Annotated in this window: 25 protein-coding genes, 1 tRNA gene and 1 pseudogene; 22 read left to right on the top strand and 5 right to left on the bottom strand. The window is 69.7% G+C overall.

What is annotated here, in order from left to right:
- The first annotated feature begins 111 nt into the window (after positions 1-111).
- The 14 genes and pseudogenes from OVA02_RS02055 to OVA02_RS01995 all read left to right on the top strand — a co-directional run bounded on the left by OVA02_RS02055 (position 112) and on the right by OVA02_RS01995 (position 8,721).
- On the top strand, positions 112-453 hold the full coding sequence (locus tag OVA02_RS02055) for a WXG100 family type VII secretion target (RefSeq protein WP_307785006.1): 342 nt from the start codon (positions 112-114) through the stop codon (positions 451-453).
- Positions 454-465: 12 nt separating this feature from the next.
- Positions 466-774 carry a pore-forming ESAT-6 family protein gene (locus OVA02_RS02050; protein WP_043595262.1) on the top strand — a complete coding sequence of 103 codons (309 nt, stop codon included), beginning with the start codon at positions 466-468 and terminating at the stop codon, positions 772-774.
- A 9-nt stretch (positions 775-783) separates the two neighbouring features.
- On the top strand, positions 784-1,875 hold the full coding sequence (locus tag OVA02_RS02045) for a DUF6177 family protein (protein ID WP_192125077.1): 1,092 nt from the start codon (positions 784-786) through the stop codon (positions 1,873-1,875).
- Between the two features lie 4 nt (positions 1,876-1,879).
- A complete protein-coding gene (locus tag OVA02_RS02040; RefSeq protein WP_157485206.1) occupies positions 1,880-2,254 on the top strand; it encodes a hypothetical protein in 375 nt (124 codons plus the stop codon).
- Positions 2,251-2,607 carry a DUF6507 family protein gene (locus OVA02_RS02035; RefSeq protein ID WP_056044185.1) on the top strand — a complete coding sequence of 119 codons (357 nt, stop codon included), beginning with the start codon at positions 2,251-2,253 and terminating at the stop codon, positions 2,605-2,607. The genes OVA02_RS02040 and OVA02_RS02035 overlap by 4 nt, the downstream gene beginning before the upstream one ends.
- Complete coding sequence (locus tag OVA02_RS02030; RefSeq protein WP_267659124.1) at positions 2,607-5,048, top strand: DNA/RNA non-specific endonuclease; 2,442 nt, start codon at positions 2,607-2,609, stop codon at positions 5,046-5,048. The genes OVA02_RS02035 and OVA02_RS02030 overlap by 1 nt, the downstream gene beginning before the upstream one ends.
- A gap of 112 nt (positions 5,049-5,160) precedes the next feature.
- Positions 5,161-5,520 (top strand): hypothetical protein, encoded by a 360-nt coding sequence (locus tag OVA02_RS02025; RefSeq protein WP_192118395.1) that lies wholly within the window; start codon positions 5,161-5,163, stop codon positions 5,518-5,520.
- A gap of 54 nt (positions 5,521-5,574) precedes the next feature.
- A pseudogene (locus OVA02_RS18110) lies at positions 5,575-5,796 on the top strand (GAD-like domain-containing protein); the annotation flags it as partial.
- Complete coding sequence (locus OVA02_RS02020; RefSeq protein WP_420709650.1) at positions 5,712-6,101, top strand: T6SS immunity protein Tdi1 domain-containing protein; 390 nt, start codon at positions 5,712-5,714, stop codon at positions 6,099-6,101. The pseudogene OVA02_RS18110 and the gene OVA02_RS02020, both read left to right, overlap by 85 nt.
- A gap of 224 nt (positions 6,102-6,325) precedes the next feature.
- Positions 6,326-6,799: a hypothetical protein gene (locus OVA02_RS02015; protein ID WP_267659122.1), complete on the top strand. Its 474-nt coding sequence runs from the start codon at positions 6,326-6,328 to the stop codon at positions 6,797-6,799.
- The gene (locus OVA02_RS02010) at positions 6,796-7,278 is read left to right on the top strand and encodes a hypothetical protein (protein ID WP_267659121.1); all 483 of its coding nucleotides are present in this window, start codon (positions 6,796-6,798) and stop codon (positions 7,276-7,278) included. The genes OVA02_RS02015 and OVA02_RS02010 overlap by 4 nt, the downstream gene beginning before the upstream one ends.
- Positions 7,265-7,750: a hypothetical protein gene (locus tag OVA02_RS02005; protein WP_267659120.1), complete on the top strand. Its 486-nt coding sequence runs from the start codon at positions 7,265-7,267 to the stop codon at positions 7,748-7,750. Before OVA02_RS02010 ends, OVA02_RS02005 begins: the two co-directional genes overlap by 14 nt.
- A gap of 258 nt (positions 7,751-8,008) precedes the next feature.
- Entirely contained in the window at positions 8,009-8,266 is a 258-nt protein-coding gene (locus tag OVA02_RS02000) for a hypothetical protein (RefSeq protein ID WP_267659119.1), read from the top strand.
- The gene (locus OVA02_RS01995; RefSeq protein ID WP_267659118.1) at positions 8,263-8,721 is read left to right on the top strand and encodes a hypothetical protein; all 459 of its coding nucleotides are present in this window, start codon (positions 8,263-8,265) and stop codon (positions 8,719-8,721) included. Before OVA02_RS02000 ends, OVA02_RS01995 begins: the two co-directional genes overlap by 4 nt.
- A 32-nt stretch (positions 8,722-8,753) precedes the next feature.
- On the opposite strand, the gene OVA02_RS01990 is transcribed toward OVA02_RS01995, so the two are convergent.
- Together OVA02_RS01990 and OVA02_RS01985 are read right to left on the bottom strand one after the other, a co-directional pair.
- A complete protein-coding gene (locus OVA02_RS01990) occupies positions 8,754-9,353 on the bottom strand; it encodes a hypothetical protein (protein WP_267659117.1) in 600 nt (199 codons plus the stop codon).
- 94 nt (positions 9,354-9,447) lie between these two features.
- Positions 9,448-9,531: transfer RNA gene (locus tag OVA02_RS01985), tRNA-Leu, on the bottom strand.
- Positions 9,532-9,639: 108 nt separating this feature from the next.
- Here OVA02_RS01985 and OVA02_RS01980 point away from each other — a divergent pair.
- The 7 genes from OVA02_RS01980 (at position 9,640) to pknB (ending at position 18,680) form a co-directional block, all read left to right on the top strand.
- On the top strand, positions 9,640-10,353 hold the full coding sequence (locus OVA02_RS01980) for an FhaA domain-containing protein (RefSeq protein ID WP_043595272.1): 714 nt from the start codon (positions 9,640-9,642) through the stop codon (positions 10,351-10,353).
- Positions 10,350-10,871 (top strand): FHA domain-containing protein FhaB/FipA, encoded by a 522-nt coding sequence (locus OVA02_RS01975; RefSeq protein ID WP_267659116.1) that lies wholly within the window; start codon positions 10,350-10,352, stop codon positions 10,869-10,871. Before OVA02_RS01980 ends, OVA02_RS01975 begins: the two co-directional genes overlap by 4 nt.
- Before the next feature lie 6 nt (positions 10,872-10,877).
- Complete coding sequence (locus tag OVA02_RS01970) at positions 10,878-12,125, top strand: PP2C family protein-serine/threonine phosphatase (protein WP_267659115.1); 1,248 nt, start codon at positions 10,878-10,880, stop codon at positions 12,123-12,125.
- A gap of 85 nt (positions 12,126-12,210) precedes the next feature.
- The gene (locus OVA02_RS01965) at positions 12,211-13,566 is read left to right on the top strand and encodes an FtsW/RodA/SpoVE family cell cycle protein (protein WP_056044204.1); all 1,356 of its coding nucleotides are present in this window, start codon (positions 12,211-12,213) and stop codon (positions 13,564-13,566) included.
- A complete protein-coding gene (locus tag OVA02_RS01960; protein ID WP_267659114.1) occupies positions 13,566-15,041 on the top strand; it encodes a peptidoglycan D,D-transpeptidase FtsI family protein in 1,476 nt (491 codons plus the stop codon). The genes OVA02_RS01965 and OVA02_RS01960 overlap by 1 nt, the downstream gene beginning before the upstream one ends.
- Complete coding sequence (locus OVA02_RS01955) at positions 15,038-16,816, top strand: protein kinase domain-containing protein (RefSeq protein WP_056044207.1); 1,779 nt, start codon at positions 15,038-15,040, stop codon at positions 16,814-16,816. Before OVA02_RS01960 ends, OVA02_RS01955 begins: the two co-directional genes overlap by 4 nt.
- 157 nt (positions 16,817-16,973) lie before the next feature.
- The gene (pknB, locus tag OVA02_RS01950; protein WP_123571113.1) at positions 16,974-18,680 is read left to right on the top strand and encodes a Stk1 family PASTA domain-containing Ser/Thr kinase; all 1,707 of its coding nucleotides are present in this window, start codon (positions 16,974-16,976) and stop codon (positions 18,678-18,680) included.
- 117 nt (positions 18,681-18,797) lie between these two features.
- Here pknB and OVA02_RS01945 read toward each other — a convergent pair whose 3' ends face one another.
- From OVA02_RS01945 to OVA02_RS01935, 3 genes are read right to left on the bottom strand one after another with little or no spacing between them, the layout of a single operon-like run.
- Positions 18,798-19,436, bottom strand: a complete 639-nt coding sequence (locus OVA02_RS01945; protein ID WP_123571112.1) for an anthranilate synthase component II — start codon at positions 19,434-19,436, stop codon at positions 18,798-18,800.
- Positions 19,433-19,594 (bottom strand): hypothetical protein, encoded by a 162-nt coding sequence (locus OVA02_RS01940; RefSeq protein WP_173154031.1) that lies wholly within the window; start codon positions 19,592-19,594, stop codon positions 19,433-19,435. Before OVA02_RS01940 ends, OVA02_RS01945 begins: the two co-directional genes overlap by 4 nt.
- Positions 19,595-19,596: 2 nt before the next feature.
- Entirely contained in the window at positions 19,597-20,373 is a 777-nt protein-coding gene (locus OVA02_RS01935) for a class E sortase (RefSeq protein WP_192125065.1), read from the bottom strand.
- Positions 20,374-20,525: 152 nt separating this feature from the next.
- Here OVA02_RS01935 and OVA02_RS01930 point away from each other — a divergent pair, with 152 nt between their 5' ends.
- Positions 20,526-20,759 carry a cell division protein CrgA gene (locus tag OVA02_RS01930; RefSeq protein ID WP_043595289.1) on the top strand — a complete coding sequence of 78 codons (234 nt, stop codon included), beginning with the start codon at positions 20,526-20,528 and terminating at the stop codon, positions 20,757-20,759.
- Positions 20,760-20,890: the final 131 nt, after the last annotated feature.

Raw genomic sequence — 20,890 nt, 5'->3', positions numbered from 1 at the left:
GGTCCCCCGACATGTACCCCGCAGACGGGTGGCGATCGAGACGGAATCGTGATTTCCTCATGAGTCGACCCGTGACGGGTCGCCATCAGATCGAAGCAAGGGGAGAACGACATGATGAAGTTCGCCATGGGGAGCGAGACCCTCACGCAACTGAGCCAGAAGACGAGCGGGGCCGGCGACGACCTCGGCGCGCTCGTCCGCCAGCTCGCCGACGCGGCCGCGCCGCTCGAAGGCCGCTTCAACGGAGCCGGCCGCGCCGCCTTCGACCGCTTCAAGGGCGAGGTCGACGGCATCTCCGTCGAGCTCAACGCCGCCCTGTCGTCGGTGCTGACCGGCATCACGGGCCAGAACCGGGCCTTCGTCGAGGGTGAGCAGCAGATCGCCGACGAGACCACCTCGGCCCAGTCCGGTGCCGGATTCGAGAGCGCCCGCTTCGGCGGATCGCGCGCATAAGGGGGAACGACCATGGCCAACGCAACCGACCGCCGCGACTTCGACCTCGGAGCCTCCGGCAACGCCCAGGACAACTTCAACGCCGTCGCCAGCCGCCTCGAGGCGCTCATCACGCAGCGCGACTCCGACGTCAAGACCGCCATGGCGGACTACCAGGCCGACGGCTCCAGCGAGGAGTACGCGGGCAAGGAGCAGCGCTGGAACCGCGTCGCCACCGAGGTGCGCACGATCATCAACACGCTCCGCCAGTCGCTCGCGTCGAACGACGAGTCGGCCCAGACCGCCATGCAGCGGGCCAAGGCCGCCGTCGACGGCATCTAGGCACGGCCCGTGAGCGACTCACGGGCGACGACCCTGCCCCACCCGCTCGCCGACGCGAACGGGCCGGGGTGGATCGCGACGATCAGCACCGCCCCCGTCGTCGGCCTGACCTCGGGGCGGCAGGCCCTGCTCACCGACGCGACCCGCGCCGGCGTCCGCGTCGTCGTCGTGACCCACGACGACGCCCGGCTCAGCTGGGCGCTCTACCAGGCCCTGCGCCTCGTCGCCGGGGCCTGGCTGGTGCGGGACGCCGACGGCCACCTGCGCCACGCCATCGGCGGTGCCCGGGTGGCGTCGTACGACGAGGCCCTGCTCGATCCCCTCGGCGACCCGGTCGACGGATCGGCGCGGGCGACCGCGCCCGCCGACGAGTTCGCCCTCCTGCCCCAGCCGGCGGTCGAGACCACGCGCCCGTGGCTGCAGTTCTCCGTGGCCGTGCACCACGCGGCGAGGGCCGAGGCCCTGACCGGCACGACGACGGAGGCGCTGGTCACCGCCGTCGCGGGCGTCGCGCCCACCGTGTGGGGCACCTCCGAACCCCCCGCCACCGTCTGGGACCGCGGTCGCATCACGGCCCTGGCCCGGGCCCGCATGCCGCGGGACTCCCGGGTGCACGTCGCCGGCTCCGCGCCCGACGGCACGGTCTGGACCGGCACGATCCGCATCGCCCGCAGCGAGACCGGCCTGACCGAGGAGACCCGGCTGCTGTTCGCGCTGCCCGAGGCGACAGGCGTCGACGACGCGACCCGCGCCTCCTCGGCTCTCCGCAGCCTGTCCGAGAAGCAGCAGGTGCTGCTGGCGACGGCGTGGAGCCTGCGGGGCGCGGCCGACGCGACCATCACGCCCTACCGGCCGACGACGCCACAGCCCCTCGCCGCGGTGGTCGGCGCGCGGGCCGTGCGGCGCCTGGGGCTCGACGCGACCTCCTTCGCCGCCGAACACGGCGGGACCACGACCGGCAACGCCCGCACCCCCTCGCTCGTCGTGCCGTTCGGTGCCGACGCGACCCGGTGGCAGCGCTTCGCGGCGGCCCTCGACGCGATCGGCCCGGGTGTCGTCGCCGACGCCCTCCTCCCCCCGGCGGTGCGCCGTGCCCCGTGAGTTCGTGATCCTCTCCGCCGAGCCCGTGACGGCCGTCGAGGTCGTGACCGCGGCCGCGGCCGTCGACGGCGGCCTCGGTGCCGGGCGCCTCTGGCAGGGCGGCGGCATACAGATCGCGTCGGAGGACGGCCTGGTCTTGGCCGTGCTTCGCAGCACGCAGCTCGAGGACGCCCGGGAGGCGCGGCGCGGCCTGGGACTGCCGGTCACCGACCCGGCGTCCCCCGACCGGCCCACGGACCGAACCACCGACGGCCCGGCCACCGACCGCTGGTGGACCGAGGCCTACGGCCCCTTCGACGGGCCGCTCACCCAGGCGCTGGCCCGGCGCCTGGCCGACGACGTGCAGGGCACCCTCGTGACGACAGGAGACGACCGATGACCGCATGGAGCATCGAACCCGACGGCGTGGTGGCCGTCCTCACCAAGGTGCAGGGCTCGGCCGAGACGTTCGCGGGCACCTTCGCCGGCGTCGAGACGGCCCAGACCGAGTTGAACGCCGGCGTGGGCGGCGACATCCTGGTGTCGTCGGCCGTGGCCGTCGTCGACCTGATCTCGTCCGAGACGAACCGTGTGCAGGGCATCAACGCGCGCATCCTCGCCTGCGCGACCGGGGCGGGTGACGCGACGCTGGCCTACGTGAACGGCGACGAGGAGATGGCCGCGCAGACGCAGTCCGCCGCCGTGCAGGCCGCCGAGTCGGGCGACCTCAGCTTCTTCGAGGGGGGTCGCTGATGGCCACGAAGGGGTCGCTGATCGCACCGTCCGAGTTCTACGGTCTCGACATCGTGCCCGAGTCGATCGCGTCGGCGGCGGCGGGCTACAAGACCACGTCGACCGCGGTCACGACGAACGCCGAGGCCGTGATGACCGACTGGTCGGGGCTGTCCGCGTCGTACACCGCACCCGAGGGGCCGCAGTTGTTCGCCTCGATGGACCCGGTGCGCACCGACGCCGAGGCCGTCGCCGGCAAGCTCTCGACGGTGGCCGACCTCCTCGAGACGCTCGCCGAGTCGGTCACGGCACCGGTCGCGCGCATCAAAGAGCTCGTGACCGAGGCGAACGCCTTCCGCGCGTCGGTGGCCGGCGGCGTGACCCTCGACTTCTACGACCCCGACAACCCGCTCTTCCAGGCCAGCCAGATGAGCGGCGGCGGGGTGCCGATCGTGCCCGAGGGCCAGGGCGAGACGACCATCCCGTGGAACGAGCACACACCGTCGGTCGAGCGCAACAACGAGCTGCAGTCGCAGTACAACGCCGAGATCGCGAAGATCGACGCGGCCCGGATCGAGTTCGAGAACGGCGTCAACGCCCTGCGTGACGACCTCTGCGTGGCTCCGCAGACCGCCGTGACGGGTGAGCAGCTCGACCTCGCCGAGGACAACCCGTGGGGTGCCCAGGGCAAGGGCGAGCGGTCGTGCCAGGAGTCGGTCGGCGACGGACTCGTCGAGTTCGGCACCAGCTTCGTCGAGGGCACCGTGTCGCTCGTCGGCTTCGACGCCGCGAACGGCTGGAAGCACGACTGGTCGTTCGCCGGCGAGGCGTGGACCGGCATGCTGACCGGTCTCGGCGCCCTCGCCATCACGGTGGCCTTCCCGGTGGCGCCCGCCCTCGCGAACCTGCCCGACTCGGCCGTACCGGAATCGCTGCGCGGCCTCCGCGACAACTACAAGCAGACGATGGACGGCATGGTCGGCGGAATCGTCGGCACGCCCGAGCAGTGGGAAGAGGACCCGGTCGCCGCCGGCACCTTCGCGGTGGCGAACGTCGCCTCGTTCTTCATCCCGGGTGCGGGCCAGGTCGGAGCGGGCCTCAAGGTCGGGTCGGGCGCGGCCCGGGCGGCGACCCTCACCGGCCGGCTGGCCGAGGTGGCGGAGGACGCGTCGCACCTGCCGAAGGGCCTGTCACGGGTCGAGGACCTCGTCGCGGAGTTCGGCGAGCACGCCGGCGGCCTGTCGAAACTCGACGACCTCGACGGTCTGACCGACACGATGGCCGCCCTCGAGCGCATGACCGACGTCGAGTTCTCCGGTCTCACCGGCGCCCTGAAGGCGGGCGAGACCGTCGACTTCGGCTCGCTGTCGAAGCTCGAGGACTTCGCCGACTACGGCGACCTCGGTCGAACAGCCGAGGAGGCGCGAGCCGCGTCCGCCACGCACGCCGACGCGTCCGCTCACGCGGGTGGTGGCACCGGCTCCGACCCGGCCGCCGGTGCCGCCCGCGCCGCCGACCCCGGATCAGGCGGCACGACGCTGCTCGAACGTGGCGACGGCGGCGGGGCGTCCGATGCCGGTCGGGCCGACGGTGCCGGATCGAGCGATGCAGGTCGGGCCGACGGCCCTGGGACGAGCGACGCAGGTCGCGCGGACGGCCCTGGGACGGACGAGCCCGGTCGGGCCGACGGTCCCGTCGACGGCGCGGGTGCAACCCCTGACCGGTCAGCCGGTGGCGGCCATGACACGGACATCGGGGAGCTCGACCTGTCGGGCCCTGACCGGACGCCCACCCCGACCGAACCGACGCCGCACGCCACACCGGCCGTCGAGCACCACGTGACGGTCTCGGGCTCCGACCTGCCGACGAAGGAGAAGCCGTTCGCCCACGGTCAGGTCCTCGCCCCGGACACGGCGTACACGGTGCCTGGCCGGGGTGTGTTCTCGACCGACGCGACAGGTCGCATCGTCCACGTCGAGACCGAGTACGGCGGCAAGGGCAACCTGAACTACGACCTCATGCAGCCCGCCGCGGACACGACCTACGTCGTCGGTGGCAAGCACGTCTACGTCACGGACCACGCCAGCCGCACGGTGCTCGCCGAGTTCGACGACCTCCAACTCGGCGATGCCGACCGGTCCGAGTCGGTGCAGAAGCGCATCGGCAAGGAGGGCGGTGTCGGGTACGAGGGAGGCCACCTCCTGGCCAACATGTTCGGCGGCGGCGGCGAGAAGATCAACATCGTGCCGATGCTCCGAGAGGTCAATCGCGGCCGGGGCCACTCCTTCGGTAACCTCGAACGCGAACTCCGGCAAGCCCTGACCGCGTCCGACGGAGGCGCCGCCGACCTCAAAGTGCTTCCGGAGTACGAGGGCACGAACACAGTCCCGACCGGTGTCCAAGTCAAGATCCAGGCTCACGGTCAACCGCTACGACAGGAGTTCTACGACAATGTCCGGTGACGACAAGGTGAAGTCGGGTCTCGAAGCAGAACGTGATGCACTGAGAGAACTGGGTTCGCAGCTCCTTGCACTGATTCCTTCGGGTTCCGACCGCATCCGCATGCAGACAAGCATGGCTCGGGGTGTGATGGCCGGCGAGACGTTGCTCTTCGCAGCCGACGGCTCCCAGGAGTCGGCTGCTCCCGCGCGACGCACGTTCGAAGCGGCTCGTCGACTGAGGCGCCTGATGTACAAGCCAGGGGCAGGCACGTGGTTCACCGCCGTCTTCACCGTGACGGCCGCCGGAAAACTCAGCGCACAGTACGACTACGACAACGAACCCGAACTAGGTCACTTCGGTGCCGAGGAATATCGTGCCGACTTCGAGGATTTTCCCCGGACTGCCGAGAACACGCCCGAGTGGCTCGCCGCGATCCTCGCGGGTGCGCCCACCCGGCACGACCTCGTCGGCCGTGACGAGGGTCCCGTCTGAGAGTCGAGACATGGACTCGCGCAACAGGGCTGGAGTCACGTGACGCAGCCGTTGATGCCAGGGCCTCCACTGTCCTCCGCCAGCCTCGACGCCGCTGTCGAGCGTCTTCCCGACGACGTCGTGGCCCTGTGGCGTGACCACGGGCTGGGCGCGACGGCTGACGGGTACCTGCGCATCGTCGACCCCACCGCGTGGCAGGACGTCCTCGCCGAGGTCGCACCTCGATTCGCGGCGGCCACGCCCCTGATGTCGTCCGCCCTCGGAGACCTGGTCGTCTGGCTCGACGGCCGAGCGCACCTCCTCGAATTTCGACGGGGCACGAGCCGGATCATCGCCAACAGGCTCTCGACGCTCCTCGTCATCCTCGGCTACGAGTCGTTCCTGGCCGACCCCGACTACTTCGACTGGAGCCCCTTCCCGGAGGCGCGGGAGCGTCTCGGGGTGTGCCCCGCTCCGACGAATGCTTCGGTTTCAGCCCGCTGCTCGCCCTCGGAGGCCGACGATCTGCTGCGTCCCTCGAGGTCGTCGACATGCGCGAGCACGTCCTCCTGATCTCCTCCGTCGCGGGCCCACTGCCGTGACTCACGCCAGCGGCACAGACGCCGCATGCTCGCATCCACTTGCACGTGAGGTGGGGCTGTCGGTCGCGACCGCGCAGTCGACGACGGGCGGGACCCTGATCCTCGTCGGAGGCGGCACATCGCCCGATGCCTACCTCGAGGCATGCCTCACGACCTCGAGAGAACTGGCGGACTCAGGAGTACTCGGGCCCGTGCCGTCCGCTCACGACTCGGAGCCCCACGGCATGCCTGCCGAGAGGGACGCACTCCGCATCCTCGGCAAAGCGCTCCATGCCGTCATCCCGCGCGACCACGATCGAGTGATCGCCCGGATCAGCGTGGTCGGCGGAGTGACAGCCGGCACGATCGAGCTGCATGCCGCAAACGGCAGCTCGACCTCTCTCTCGTCCGGTCGTGGCGTCTTCCAGGCGGCCCGCGATCTCCGGAGGGTCATGAACGAACCCGAAGCCGGGACGTGGTTCACGGGCGTGTTCACCGTCACCGCCGGGGGGAAGCTCAGTGCGAGGTACGACTACGACCACGAGCCCGAGCTCGGGTCTTTCGCCGCCGAGGCGTACCGCGCCGACTTCGACGAGTTCCCCCGCACGCCGAAGAACACCCCCGACTGGCTGGCCGCCATCCTCGCCGGTGCCCCGACCCGCCACGACCTCGTCGGCAGGGGTGGCACACATGAGCCGAAGGGAGAACCCGAGTCATGACACGACATGAGAACCCACCCGGACTCGAGCAAGGGCGCTCTGCGCTGAGAGGGGTCGGTCTGGCTCTTCATGGCGAGATCGCAGCGGGCTTCGATCGCATCGAGGCCGAGATCAGCATCGTCGGTGGTGTCTCCTCCGGAAAGAAGCGCCTCTACCGCCCGGACGGGACGGACGACTCCATCATGGGCACGAGGGACTCCACCCTCCGTGCTCGTGAACTCAGAGAGGCCATGTACAGGCCGAGGGCCGGAACATGGTTCACCGCCTGGTTCACGGTCACGGCGGAAGGGAAGCTCCGCACGCGATTCGACTACGACAACGAACCCGAACTGGGCCACTTCGCCGCCGAGGCCTACCGAGCCGACTTCGATGAGTTCCCCCGCACCCCCGAGAACACCCCCGACTGGCTCGCCGCCATCCTCGCCGGCGCCCCGACCCGCCACGACCTCGTTCGCCTCGGACACGATGACCGGCGCTGAGGAGAGCCGCTCTGCTTCACGTGACGGGCAGCCGGCGGGACTCGAAGCCGAACGCGTCCAACTGCGCGCCATCGGTCGTCTGCTGTATCCGACTCTGAACTCAGAACACGATCGTGTCGAGATGCAGGTCAGCGTGGCGGGCGGCGTCCTCGCCGGCCGGACCCGTGTCCATCGACTCGACGGTTCGCTCGAATCGATCATCGGGCCTGTCGATGCGTTCGAGGCGGCCGAAGTCCTCCGCGGCGCCATGCACCGTCGAGATGCGGGGACCTGGTTCACCGCGGTGTTCACGGTCACGGCGGCCGGCAAGATGAGCGCGTCGTACGACTACGACCACGAACCCGAGTTGGGCCACTTCTCCGCGGATGCCTACAGGGCCGATCTGGCTCGATTTCCCCGCACCCCCGAGAACACCCCGCATTGGCTGGCTGCCATCCTCGCCGGCGCCCCGACCCGCCACGACCGCAAGTGATCGATGACCGAAGGGATACACGCATGTCCGACGGCCCACCGACGACCGGCATCGAGGCCGAGCGCACGATCCTCCGAGACATCGGCCGGCAGCTGTACGGCCTGCTCCCGACCGGCTTCGACCGGATCGTCATGAAGACCAGCATCGCTGGGGGCGTCATGGCCGGTGAGACGGTCCTGCCCCGCATCGACGGGAGCGAGGACCACGCGCTGCGCCGACGAGACGACCTTCCGGGCGGCACGCGACCTCCGGAAGGCGATGTACCGACCCGGTTCGGGTACCTGGTTCACCGCGGTGTTCACGGTCACGGCGACCGGCAAGATGAGCGCGTCGTACGACTACGACAACGAACCCGAGCTGGGCCACTTCGCCGCCGAGGCCTACCGAGCCGACTTCGACGAGTTCCCCCGCACCCCCGAGAACACCCCCGACTGGCTCGCCGCCATCCTCGCCGGCGCCCCGACCCGCCACGACCTGGCCGGCCGAGCCGACGGTGGCGGCGGGGCCGAGCGATGAGCGAACACGACGACGGCGGTGGCCGCGTGCCGACCGAACGTGATGCCCTCCGTCGGGTGGGTCTCGCCGTCCACCGCATGATGCCTCGAGGCTCCGTCCGGGCGGAGTTCGACTTCTCCGAGGTCGGAGGCGTCCGGGTGGCATCCGTGGGTTTCTTCGACGAAGCCGGCCACGAGTCGTCCACTCCCGACACGGACGAGGCGGGCGCCGCCGCCTCCGACCTCCGACGGCTCATGTACCGAGCCGACGTCGGATCGTGGTTCAGCGCCCGCTTCCGGGTCACCGCCGCCGGCAAGCTCGGCACCTCGTTCGACTTCGACCACCGCGCTCCTCACACCTGGATCGACGACCAGGCCTACCTCGACGATCTCGAGTCGTACCCACGGCCCGCCGAGGCGATCCCTAACTGGCTCGCCGCCGTCGTCGCCTCGCGATCGGCCGGAGGCTCTCCGTGACCGGCCTCACGGGCTGATCGGGCCGAGACGCCTCAGAGCGGCAGCACGGCTTCGAGGGCGAGCGGGTCGCCGTCGATCGCGATGTCGTTGAGCTGCCGGCCGACGAACTCCGCGGCCTCGACCGTGTCCGTCTCGATCCGGTGCCCCGTGCCCTCGACGACGAGCGCCCAGGTGACCGGCCCCCCGGAGGCGCGGGTCACCTCGAGACGGCAGCGCGTCAGTTCGCGGTCCTGTCCGAATCGCATGTCCGACAGGTCGGCGATGACCATGCACTCGAGGTCGTCGAGGAACCCGTGGAGGGTGGCGTCCCTCGCGATCTCGAGCCGCGCCTCCTCGTCGAGGTCGTCGGCGGACGAGGTGAACCGCGTGCCCTCGACGGTCCGGACGATCCACGCGACCTGGTCACCGACGGTGACGAAGGACTGCATGCTGCTGATCCTCGGCCCGATGTCGGCATGCGCGTACACCGGGGGCAGGTCGGTGACGCTGACGACGATGCCGTCGCGGCTACCCACGACGCGGCGGTCGGAGTCGACGACGATGCGCTGGTTGCGGGGCACCCACGGGGCCTTCGGGAACTCGTCGAAGAGCACCTCGGCGAACTCGAACACGACCGCGCTCTGCTGGCTCATCGCACCAGACAACCACTGCACGGGCCGACGGCGACGGGTGGGACGAGAGCCGGGAAAGAGAGAAGGCCCACCCGGAGGTGAGCCTTCACGTTCGTGCGCGAGGGGGGACTTGAACCCCCACGCCCTTTCGAGCACTGGCACCTGAAGCCAGCGCGTCTGCCAATTCCGCCACTCGCGCGAACTCGTAGACTTTAGCATGCGTGGGACGTCCGAAAGAGCACCGGTGAGTCCCTTTCACTCGTTCGGGCTAAGATCGGGCGACCAGAGACCCCGAACCTGGAGACCCATGGGACTGCTCGACAACTTCGAACGCGGGCTGGAGCGCGCCGTCAACGGCGCCTTCGCCAAGACGTTCCGTTCGGGCGTGCAACCACTCGAGATCACGAACGCGCTGCGCCGTGAGCTCGACACCAAGGCCGCGGTGGTCTCGCGTGACCGCATCCTCGTGCCCAACGAGCTCCAGGTGCGCCTCGCCCCCATCGACTACGAGAAGATGTCCGGCATCGGTCCGGCCCTGATCGACGAGCTCACGCAGCTCACCCAGCGGCACGCCACCGCCCAGGGGTACCAGTTCGCCGGGCCCCTCGGCATCCGCCTCCGCGAGGACGACTCGCTGAGCGTCGGCATCATGTCGGTCGACTCGCGCAACCTGCGCGGCGAGGTGCAGTGGAAGCCGTTCGTCGAGATCGACGGCAAGCGCCGTGAGCTCAGCGGTGCCCGCACGATCATCGGCCGCGGCAGCGACGCCGACATCACCGTTCAAGACACCGGTACCTCCCGTCAGCACGTCGAGATCTTGTGGGACGGGTCACGTGCCCAGGTCCGCGACCTCGGCTCGACGAACGGCTCGAAGCTCAACGGCAACCCCCTCACCAAGGCGCCGCTGCAGCCCGATTCGGTGATCCAGATCGGTCGTACGCGTATCGTGTTCCGCGTGCTCCCCCAGTCATCGACGCCCGACCCCTTCGACGGGCCCGACTCCACGGGTGGCCGACGATGACCTCAGCCCTCACCCTGCTGGTGCTCCACTTCGGCTTCCTGGCCGTCCTGTGGCTGTTCGTCTTCGTGATCGTGTTCGCGCTGCGGAGCGACCTCTTCGGGCAGCGGGCGCGCAAGATGCCCGCCGACCCCTCACCCGGCAAGGCGAGCTCGACCGCCACCGCGCCTCCTGCCCCCGCCCCGCGTCCCGCGCCCGCCGCGCCGGCACCGACGCCTCAGGGTGACGGGCGCGCCACGCGCCTGGTCATCACCAAGGGCGCCAAGGCCGGCCTCGAGATGCCCCTCGGCGACGGGCCGCTCACCATCGGGCGGTCCCAAGAGAGCAACCTCGTGATCCGCGACGACTACACCTCGACCCACCACGCGCGCCTCATGCTCTGGAACGGCCGCTGGGTCGTGCAAGACCTCGACTCCACCAACGGCACGTTCCTCGCCGGTGAGCGCGTGTCGGTCCCCACCCCCGTGCCCACGGGCGCGACCGTGACGATCGGGCAGACGAGCTTCGAGCTCCGGCGGTAGGCCCTCATGACGACGCACGCCAAGAGTGCCGCTCTGTCCAACGTGGGCAAGATCCGGTCCAACAACCAAGACAGCGGCTACGCCGGCACGCAGCTCTTCGTCGTCGCCGACGGCATGGGCGGGCACGCGGGCGGCGACGTCGCCTCGGCCATCGCGATCCGACGGATCCGCGAGACCGACCGCGTCTACACCTCGCCGGGTGACGCCGAGTTCGCGCTGCAGTCGTCGTTGATCGCCGCGAACCAGTTGCTGGCCGAGACCGTCTTCGAACACCAAGAGCTCACCGGCATGGGCACCACCGTCAGCGCCATGCTGCGCGTCGGTGACAGCATGGCGATCGCCCACATAGGCGACTCGCGCATCTACCTGTTCCGCCAGGGCGAGCTCAGCCAGATCACCGCCGACCACACCTTCGTGCAGCGCCTGGTCGACAGCGGTCGCATCACGCCAGAAGAAGCGGCGGTGCACCCGCGACGCAGCGTGCTGATGCGCGTGCTCGGCGACGTCGACGCGGCACCCGAGATCGACACGGCGACCCTCGGCACGCAGCCCGGCGACCGCTGGCTGATCTGCTCGGACGGCCTCAGCAGCTACCTCGCCGAGGAGCGCATCAAGAAGGCCATGGCCATGGGCCTCGACGCCGAGCAGACGGCTCGGCGCCTCGTGAAGGAGACCCTCGACCACGGCGCCCCCGACAACGTGACCGTCGTCATCGTCGACGTCGACGAGTCGGGCGACTCGGCACTCGACGAACCCGTCACGGTCGGGTCGGCCGCCGCACCCCTCAGCTTCGACAGCGACGCCGGGCGCAAGCAGCTCCGCCTGCCGACGATCCTGCTGCACCCGCTCAAGGTCGCCACGACGCCGGAAGACAGCCACTTCGAGCCCGAGAGCGACGAGTACCTCGCCGAGCTCATCGCCGAAGACAAACGTCGCCGTCGCCGTCGCCGCATCACCTGGCTGACCGCCCTCGTCGTGGCGATCGCCGCGCTCGTCGCCGGGCTCGTCCTGACCTACCAGTGGACGCAAGACCACTACTACGTGGGCGAAGAGCGGGGCACGGTCGTCATCTACAAGGGCGTGCAACAGAGCCTCGGGCCCATCGGCCTCTCGAGCGTCTACGAGACCACCGACGTTCAGGTCGACGACCTGCCGAACTACACGCAGACCACCGTGGAGGACACCATCAACGCCGGTTCCCTCGCGGACGCCAGGGCCATCGTCGAGAGGTTGGCCGATGCCAGCAACCCCTGACGCACCCGGTGGTGACGCGACCGAGGTCATCGGTCGCGTAGGAGGCGCGCGCAAGCCGTCCGCGAAGGCCTCGCGTCCCACGAACATGACGCAGGCGATCTCGCTGCGCCTGCGCGAACCCGCGCGCCTCCGCAACCTCGAACTGCTCATGCTGCTGATCGCCTGCGGCGTCGCCGCCGGAGCGATGGTGCTGGTCCAGCTCGGTGCGACCGGCGAGGTCGACCCGACCGTGCTGATGGCCGGCTCGATGGTGCTGGGCCTGGCCCTGATCTTCCACGTCGTCCTGCGGGTCGTCGCCCGCGAGGCCGACCCGTTCGTCATGCCGATCGCCGTCACCCTGAACGGCATCGGCATCGCGATGATCTACCGCCTCGACCTGGCCGAGGGGCGTGAGGGCTGGGGCGCGCTGGGCATCAAGCAGATGGTCTGGACCGTCCTCGCGATGGTGATCGCCCTCGCCGTGCTGCTCGTGATCCGCAACTACCGGGTGCTGTCGCGGTACCGCTACATCGCGATGTTCGTGTCGATCGTGCTGCTGCTGCTGCCCCTCCTGCCGGGCATCGGCCGCGAGGGGTTGAACGCCCGCGTCTGGATCGACATCGGACCGTTCTCGTTCCAGCCGGGCGAGATCGCCAAGATCACGCTGGCCATCTTCTTCGCCGGCTACCTCGTCACCGCCCGCGACAACCTCTCGCTCATGGGGCCGAAGATCCTGGGCATGCGGTTCCCCCGGCCGCGCGACCTCGGGCCGATCCTCATCGTCTGGCTCGTCGCCATGGGCGTCCTGATCTTCCAGCGCGACCTCGGCACCTCGTTGCTCTACTTCGGGTTGTTCCTCGTCATGATCTACGTGGGCACGGGGCGCGCGAGCTGGATCGTGCTCGGCGTCGGCCTGTTCCTCGGAGGGGCCCTGATCGCCAGCACCTTCCTGGGGTACGTGCAGGGCCGTTTCGCCGCCTGGCTCAACCCCTTCGCCCAGTCCGAGTACGACGCCGTCGGCGGGTCGTTCCAGCTCGTCCAAGGCCTGTTCGGCCTGGCGAACGGCGGACTGATCGGCACGGGGCTGGGTCAGGGCCGTCCGCAGACCACCCCGCTCGCCGAGAGCGACTACATCTTCGCGTCGCTCGGCGAAGAACTCGGCCTCACCGGGCTCTTCGCCATCTTGGCGCTCTACCTCCTGCTCGTCTCCCGCGGGTTCCGCATCGGCTTCGTGGGTCAGGACGACTTCGGTCGCATGCTCGGGGTCGGCGTCGCCTTCGTCGTGGCCCTGCAGGTCTTCGTGGTCATGGGTGGCGTGACGAGGGTGATCCCGCTCACGGGCCTCACCGCTCCCTTCCTCGCCGCGGGCGGCTCGTCGCTCGTGGCCAACTGGATCATCGTGGCCCTGCTGCTGCGACTGTCCGACTCCGTGCGCAACCAACCGAGGCTGGTGATCGGCTGATGAACAAAGAACTCCGACGCGTGAGCTACGTGGTGCTCGCCATGTTCGTCGCGCTCTTCCTCTCGACGACCTACATCACGGCGTTCCAGGCCGACGCGCTGAACGCCGACGCCCGCAACTCGCGGGCCCTGCTCGCCAGCTACTCGGCGCAGCGCGGTCCCATCCTGGTCGGCGGCCAGGCGATCGCGCAGTCGACCCCCGTCGACGACCAGTACGAGTTCCAGCGCACCTACTCGCAGCCCGACCTCTACGCACCCGTCGCCGGCTACTACACGCTGGGTCAGGGATCCCGAGGCATCGAGGACGCCATGAACCGGTACCTCACGGGCAACGCGAACTCGCAGTTCTTCGACCAGGTCAACTCGCTGCTCACGGGTCAGGACCCCGAGGGGGCCACGGTCAACCTCACCCTCGACCCCACCGTCCAGCAGGCGGCCTACGACGCCCTCGGCTCGAACTCGGGCTCGGTCGTCGCGATGGACCCGAAGACCGGCAAGATCCTCGCGATGGTCTCGAAGCCCAGCTATGACCCCAACCCGCTCGCCAGCCACGACCGTCAGACCGTCACCGACGCCTACGACTCGCTGATCGCCGACCCCTCGGCTCCGCTGCAGAACCGGGCGATCCAGGGCGACCTGTACGCACCGGGGTCGACCTTCAAGCTGATCACGACGGCGGCTGCGCTCGAGAGCGGCGACTACACGCCCGACAGCGCCTTCCCCAACCCGTCGACCCTGACGCTGCCGGGCACCAGCACGAACATCAACAACGCCGAGGGCGGTAGCTGCGGCGGCGGCGAGACGGCCACCATCGCAACCGCCCTCCGCCTGTCGTGCAACATCCCCATGGCGCAGCTCGGCCAGGCCCTCGGTGCGAAGGCCCTGCAAGAGCAGGCCGAGAAGTTCGGCTTCGGCGACGACTCCATCGGCGTCCCCCAGGCCGTCACGCCGAGCCAGTTCCCCATCGAGGACTCCAAGGGCCAGGCCATCAACGACGCCACCCTCATGCTGCAGTCCTTCGGGCAGGGCTCCGACCGCGTGACGCCCCTGCAGATGGCCATGGTCTCGTCCGCCATCGCCAACGGCGGCACCGAGATGAACCCGACCTTGATCGAGAGCGTCCTGAACCCCGACCTGAGCCCGGTCGAGGATTTCTCGCCCTCGGAGTACGGCAAGCCCATCAGCTCCCAGACTGCGGCCACGATGACCGACATGATGGTGCAGGACGTCGCGAACGGTGCGGCGAGCAATGCAAGAATTGACGTCGTCGACGTCGCCGGCAAGACAGGAACGGCCGAGAACGGCCCCGGCGAGCCGTACACCCTCTGGTTCACCGGGTTCGCGCCTGCTGCTGACCCCGAGGTCGCGGTCGCGGTCGTCGTCGAGAACGGCGGCGGACAGGGCCAGTCCGCATTCGGCAACAGTGTCGCGTCACCGATCGCGAAGAAAGTACTAGAGGCGGTGCTGAACAAATGAGACCATCCGGCGGAGTCACCTTCGGTGGGCGTTACCAGCTGTCGACCCGAGTCGCCATCGGCGGCATGGGCGAGGTCTGGGAAGCCACCGACCTCGTCATCGGCCGCACGGTCGCCATCAAGATCCTCAAGGACGAGTACCTGGGCGATCCCGGATTCCTCGAGCGCTTCCGTGCCGAGGCCCGACACGCGGCCCTGGTCAACCACGAGGGCATCGCGAACGTCTTCGACTACGGCGAAGAAGAGGGCAGCGCCTACCTGGTGATGGAGCTCGTCCCCGGCGAGGCCATGTCGACGGTCCTCGAGCGCGACCGCGTCCTGCCGACCGACAAGGTCCTCGACATCGTCGCGCAAACCGCCTCGGCCCTCCAGGCCGCCCACGCCGCAGGTCTCGTGCACCGCGACATCAAGCCCGGCAACCTGCTCGTCACCCCGGACGGCCGGGTGAAGATCACCGACTTCGGCATCGCACGCATCGCCGACCAGGTTCCGCTGACGGCCACGGGCCAGGTCATGGGCACCGTGCAGTACCTCTCGCCCGAGCAGGCGAGCGGCCACCCGGCGTCCCCCAGCACCGACATCTACTCGCTCGGCATCGTCGCCTACGAGGCCCTGGCCGGTCGTCGACCGTTCACGGGCGAGTCCCAGGTCGCCATCGCGATGGCACAGATCAACGAACAGCCGCCCGACCTCCCGTCGACGGTCTCCGAACCCGTTCGTCGTCTCGTCCTGTCCTGCATCGCCAAGAAGCCGGGCGAACGGCCGGCGACGGCCTCGGCCCTCGCCCAGGCCGCCCGGGCCCTCCGACGCGGCGACGTGGCCGCCGCGACCGTCGCCGTCCCGGCGATCGGCGCCGTCGCCGCCACGCCCGCCGACACGGCGACCCAGGCCTTCAACGCCCAGGACGCCACGACGCAACTGTTCGATCCGATGGCCACCCGTGCCCAGAGCGCCGCCGGCGGTGCTGCCGCGGGCTACGTGGCCGGTTCGGCCGATCCCGACGCCCTGCGCGACGGCGACGACGAACCCGACGAGAAGAAGCGCAGTCCGTGGTTCTGGCCGCTGATCGTCCTCGCCGTCCTGGCCGTCATCGCCCTCGTCGTCGGCATCGTCTTCGCGGTCGGCAACACCGACGATCCTGCGCCCGCGCCGACGACCTCGAGCAGCACGCCGACGCCGACCCGGACGACTCCGACGCCCACCCCGACCCCGACGTCCGTGACGGTGTCCTCGGGCGACTACGTGGGGCTGACCGAGGCCGCTGCCCGCGCCTCCCTCGAAGAACTCGGCCTGCAGGTCGACTCGGCCGACGCCGGGTCGAGCGCTCCGAGCCCCGACCAGGTCGGCACCGTCGCCAGCATCGACCCGACGGGTGCCCTCGAGAAGGGCTCGTCGGTGACGATCTACATCTACCGCGCGGCCCCGACCCCTGCCCAGCCCTCGACGCCCACCGCCACCCCGGGCCAGATCGAGGCCGGCGACACCGCCACCATCAACTGGCCCGCCTACACGGGGTGCCCGACCGGTTACTCGCTGACGGGCTACTCGTACACGATCACCGGCGGGACCGACACCTCGGGTCAGTCGGCCGGGGGCCTCGGTGCCAACGCGACGTCCCTCACGGTGACCGCCTCGGCCGCCGGCAACCTCACGGTCAGCTACGTGGCCAACTGCGGTCAGATCGCGTCCGAGCCGTCGCCGGGAGTCACCATCACGGTGACGGCCCCGGCCACGTCACCGGCCCCGAGCCCCTCGGAGGGCACCGACCCTCAGTAGGTCCGATCGTGACCCCGGTCGTGCAGACGACCGGGGTCACGAAGCCCTGACAATCATCCCTTCGGCCTAGGTCCGTACCCAGTCCGGGGGCTACCGCCCCGGTACACTGGCTCCGACCGTGTCGCCAGACAGGGGTGGGTCGTTGGGAGCAACAGGCGTGGCTGAAGGTGTGAGAGAGAGCATCCATCTCCTCGCCAACCGGTACCAGATCGGTGACCTGATCGGCCGCGGTGGCATGGCCGACGTCCACGTCGGCACCGACGCCCGACTCGGCCGCAAGATCGCCGTCAAGCTGATGAAGCCCAGCCTCGCGACCGATCCAGCCTTCCGGTCGAGGTTCCGCCAAGAGGCCCAGGCCGCCGCCCGCATGGCCCACCCGACCATCGTCCGGGTCTTCGACGCCGGCGAAGAGGTCGTCCGTGACCGCCGTGGGCTCGACGTGGTCGTCCCGTTCATCGTCATGGAGTACGTCGAGGGGCGTCTGCTCAAGGACATCGTCGCCGAAGGCCCACTCGACCCAGACGAGGCCGTGCGGGTCACCTCGGGCGTGCTGACGGCCCTCGAGTACTCGCACCGGGCGGGCGTGGTCCACCGCGACATCAAGCCCGGCAACGTCATGTTGACCAACTCGGGCCAGGTCAAGGTGATGGACTTCGGCATCGCCCGCGCCATCAGCGACTCGGCGGCCACCGTCGCGCAGACGACGGCCATCCTCGGCACCGCGCAGTACTTCAGCCCCGAGCAGGCGCGCGGCGAGACCGTCGACGCCCGCACCGACCTCTACTCGACCGGCGTCATGCTCTTCGAGTTGCTCACGGGCAAGCCGCCCTTCACCGGCGACAGCGCCGTCGCGGTCGCCTACCGTCACGTCAGCGAGCCTCCCGTCCCCCCGAGCACGCTCGAGCGACAGGTCAGTCCGGCGCTCGACGCCGTCGTCCTGCACGCGCTCACCAAAGACCGCTTCGACCGCTTCCAGAGCGCCGCCGAGTTCCGCGACGACCTCGAAGCCGCGGGCGCCGGTCGTGCTCCGGCCCGCCGGCCGCACGCGGTCGACGCCGGCTCCACGCTCTTCGGCGTCAACCCGCACGCGAATGCGGGCAGCGAGGCCGCGCTGAAAGAGCTGCAGTCGGACGACACCGGACGGCCCCAACGAACGCAGACCCGGCCGCCCGTCGCCTGGATCTGGGCGGGCATCGTGCTCGTGGCCGTCGTCATCGTCGCCGTCGTCTTCTGGGTGGTCAACCTGACGCCTCCCACCGTCGACAACGCCCAGTCGTCCCGCATCCCCGACCTCGTCGGGGTCAGCTTCGAGACCGGATCCGCCCGCCTCGACGACCTGGGCCTGACGGTCGTCCGTGCCGACGCCACCAGCCCGACGATCGACGCCGGCGACATCGTGTCGACCGATCCGGAGCCCGGCACGTCCGTCCCGAAAGAGTTCGCCGTCACGGTGACCGTCTCGTCGGGGCCCCAACTCGTCGCCATGCCGTCGGTCACCGGTCAGACCGTCGACGCCGCTTGGCAGGCCATCACCGATGCTGGTCTCGAACGGGGCCAGCAGAGCTCCGACTACTCGCCCACCGTTCCCGAGGGGTCCGTCCTCTCGTCCGATCCGGCAGCGGCTGCGCAGGTCGCCCTCGGCTCTGGTGTCGACATCGTGGTGTCCAACGGTCTCGTGCAGCTTCCCGACGTCACCCGCCAGCCCTCAGAAGAAGCCATCACGACCCTGCGCGACCAGCTCGGTCTGGCGGTCACCCCGCAGGCCGACCCCGGCTGCACCGGTGAGACGGTGTCGGGCATGAGCGTCCCGCCCGGCGACGTGGCTCAGGGCTCGGCGGTCACCCTGCGCATCTGCACCGGCTGAGCCCTCGCAGAAGCCACGGAGCGACGCCGAGGTCCGACGAAGCCAGTTAGACGCTCGGAGCGAGACGCCGAGAGCACGACGCTCGGACTTCGACGTCCGGACGACGGGCTCGGACGTTCAGCCCAGGTCGACGAGCGGGTCGAGCCCCCGCGCCGTCACGGCTGCCCCCGGCAAGCCGGCGACCGACAACCAGTTGCCGATCATCTGGTAACCGCCCTGGGTCAGCACCGACTCGGGGTGGAACTGCACGCCGTAGACCGGCGCGGAACGGTGCTGCAGGCCCATGATGACGCCGCCCGTGGTGCGCGAGGTCACCTCGAGCGTCTCGGGCACCGTCTCGTCCACCACGGCGAGCGAGTGGTACCGCGTCGCGGTGAACGGCTGCGGGACACCGTCGTAGAACGCGCTGTCGTCGTGTTCGACCTTCGACGTCTTGCCGTGCATCAGTTCGTCGGCGTGCGTCACGGTGGCCCCCAGCGCCTCGGCGATGGCCTGGTGCCCGAGGCAGACGCCCAGCAGCGGCTTGTCGGCCGCCAGGGCGGCGTGCACGACGTCGATGGAGACGCCGGCGGCAGCGGGGGTCCCCGGGCCGGGCGACAGCAGCACGGCGTCGTACTCGGCGATGCGGTCGGCGGTGTCGGCCGCGTCGAACGCGTCGTTGCGGACGACGTCCGTCTCGGCGCCCAACTGTTGGAGGTACCCGTTCAGCGTGTAGACGAAGCTGTCGTAATTGTCGAGGACGAGGATGCGCGTCATGGTTGCTCCACGGTGACGTCGGGGGTGGGCAGGAGTTCGTTGACGTAGGGGAAGACCCACTCGACGAGGGCGAACAGCACGGCCGCGATCAGGACGAGCACGAGCACGAGCCTGACCCACCAGGGTCCGGGCAGGATGCGCCAGAGGGCGGCGTACACGGTCAGCCTCCGATTCCGGCAGCGGCGAGCTCGGCGGGTGCGCCGGCCGACAGTGGCTGCCACGAGTCGAACACACCGTAGGCGACGATGCGTTCTTGGGCGGTGAACATCGGATTGCAGCTGGTCAGGGTGATCAGGCGGTCGCCCGAGGTCGCCGACACGTCGGGAGCGTCGGGCACCTGCTGCAGCACCGAGACCTGCGTGGCCTGGACGTACTGCAGGTTGCGGAACGAGTACGTGAACCAGCCGTCCTGTGTCTGGACGTACATCTTGTCGCCCTCTTGCAGGTCGGCGATCTCGTTGAACGGCGCCCCGTAGGTGGTCCGGTGGGCGGCGATCCCGAAGTTGCCGACCTGGCCGGGCATCTGCGTCTCGTCGTAGTGGCCGATGCCGATCTTGTTGAGGGTTCGCACGGTGCTCGTCCCCCCGGCGATCGGGACCGCGTAGTCGGCTCCGAACCGTGGGACGTAGAAGTTGGCGAACTCCTCGGCCTCGCCGGGCGCCGCCCCCACGGGCGGCTCACCGTACGAGCCGTCGGACGACGGCTCGGGGGCCGCAGTCGCCGCCTGATCGAACTGCTCGCTCAGCCGTGCCGCCTCGCCCTTGTGGGCGTCGGCGACGACGAGGTCGTTGAACCATTGCTGCCACCCGATGAAGAGCAGCACCAGGACGCCGGCCGTGATGAGCAGTTCTCCGAGGACGCTGACGAAGGAGGCGCGGGATCGACGGCGACGCTTCATGCGTCTCGAGAGCTGGGCCTCGCCCCCGTGGTCCGTCATGACTCGATTCTAGGCGGGCTCCGCTCCCGCGGAGACTGTGGGGACCACCGGTGGACAACGTGTGGAGAGCATGTGGAGAACGCGGGCGTACCCGGGGACGGACGTGGCGACCCTCCCAGGACCGAAAAGGGCCTCACGGTACACTGTGCGCCATGGCCAAAGACACGAACCGCAGCACGAAGCCCGCCCGCACCGCAGAGGACGCGCCGAACCCCGTGTGGTTCAAGCCGGTCATGTTCGGCTTCATGCTCGTCGGTCTCGCCTGGATCGTGGTGTTCTACGTCAGCCAGAGCACCCTCCCGGTGGCTTCGCTCGGCTCGTGGAACATCTTGGTCGGCTTCGGGATCATGTTCATCGGGTTCTTGATGACCACCCGGTGGCGCTAGAACGCACCTTCGAACTTACACGCCTGTAACTATCCCCATTGTGGGAAACCCTGTGGATAACTTTCCTGTGGATAACTCGGGCGGGTGAGATCGCGTCGGCCGACGAGAAGAGGCGGCTCCCCGATGGGGAG

Origin of the sequence: Frigoribacterium sp. SL97, from assembly GCF_026625765.1 — a bacterium.
Classification (GTDB): Bacteria; Actinomycetota; Actinomycetes; order Actinomycetales; family Microbacteriaceae; genus Frigoribacterium.
Note: the sequence above shows the minus strand (reverse complement) of the source record. Positions and strands in the feature narration are given on the sequence as shown.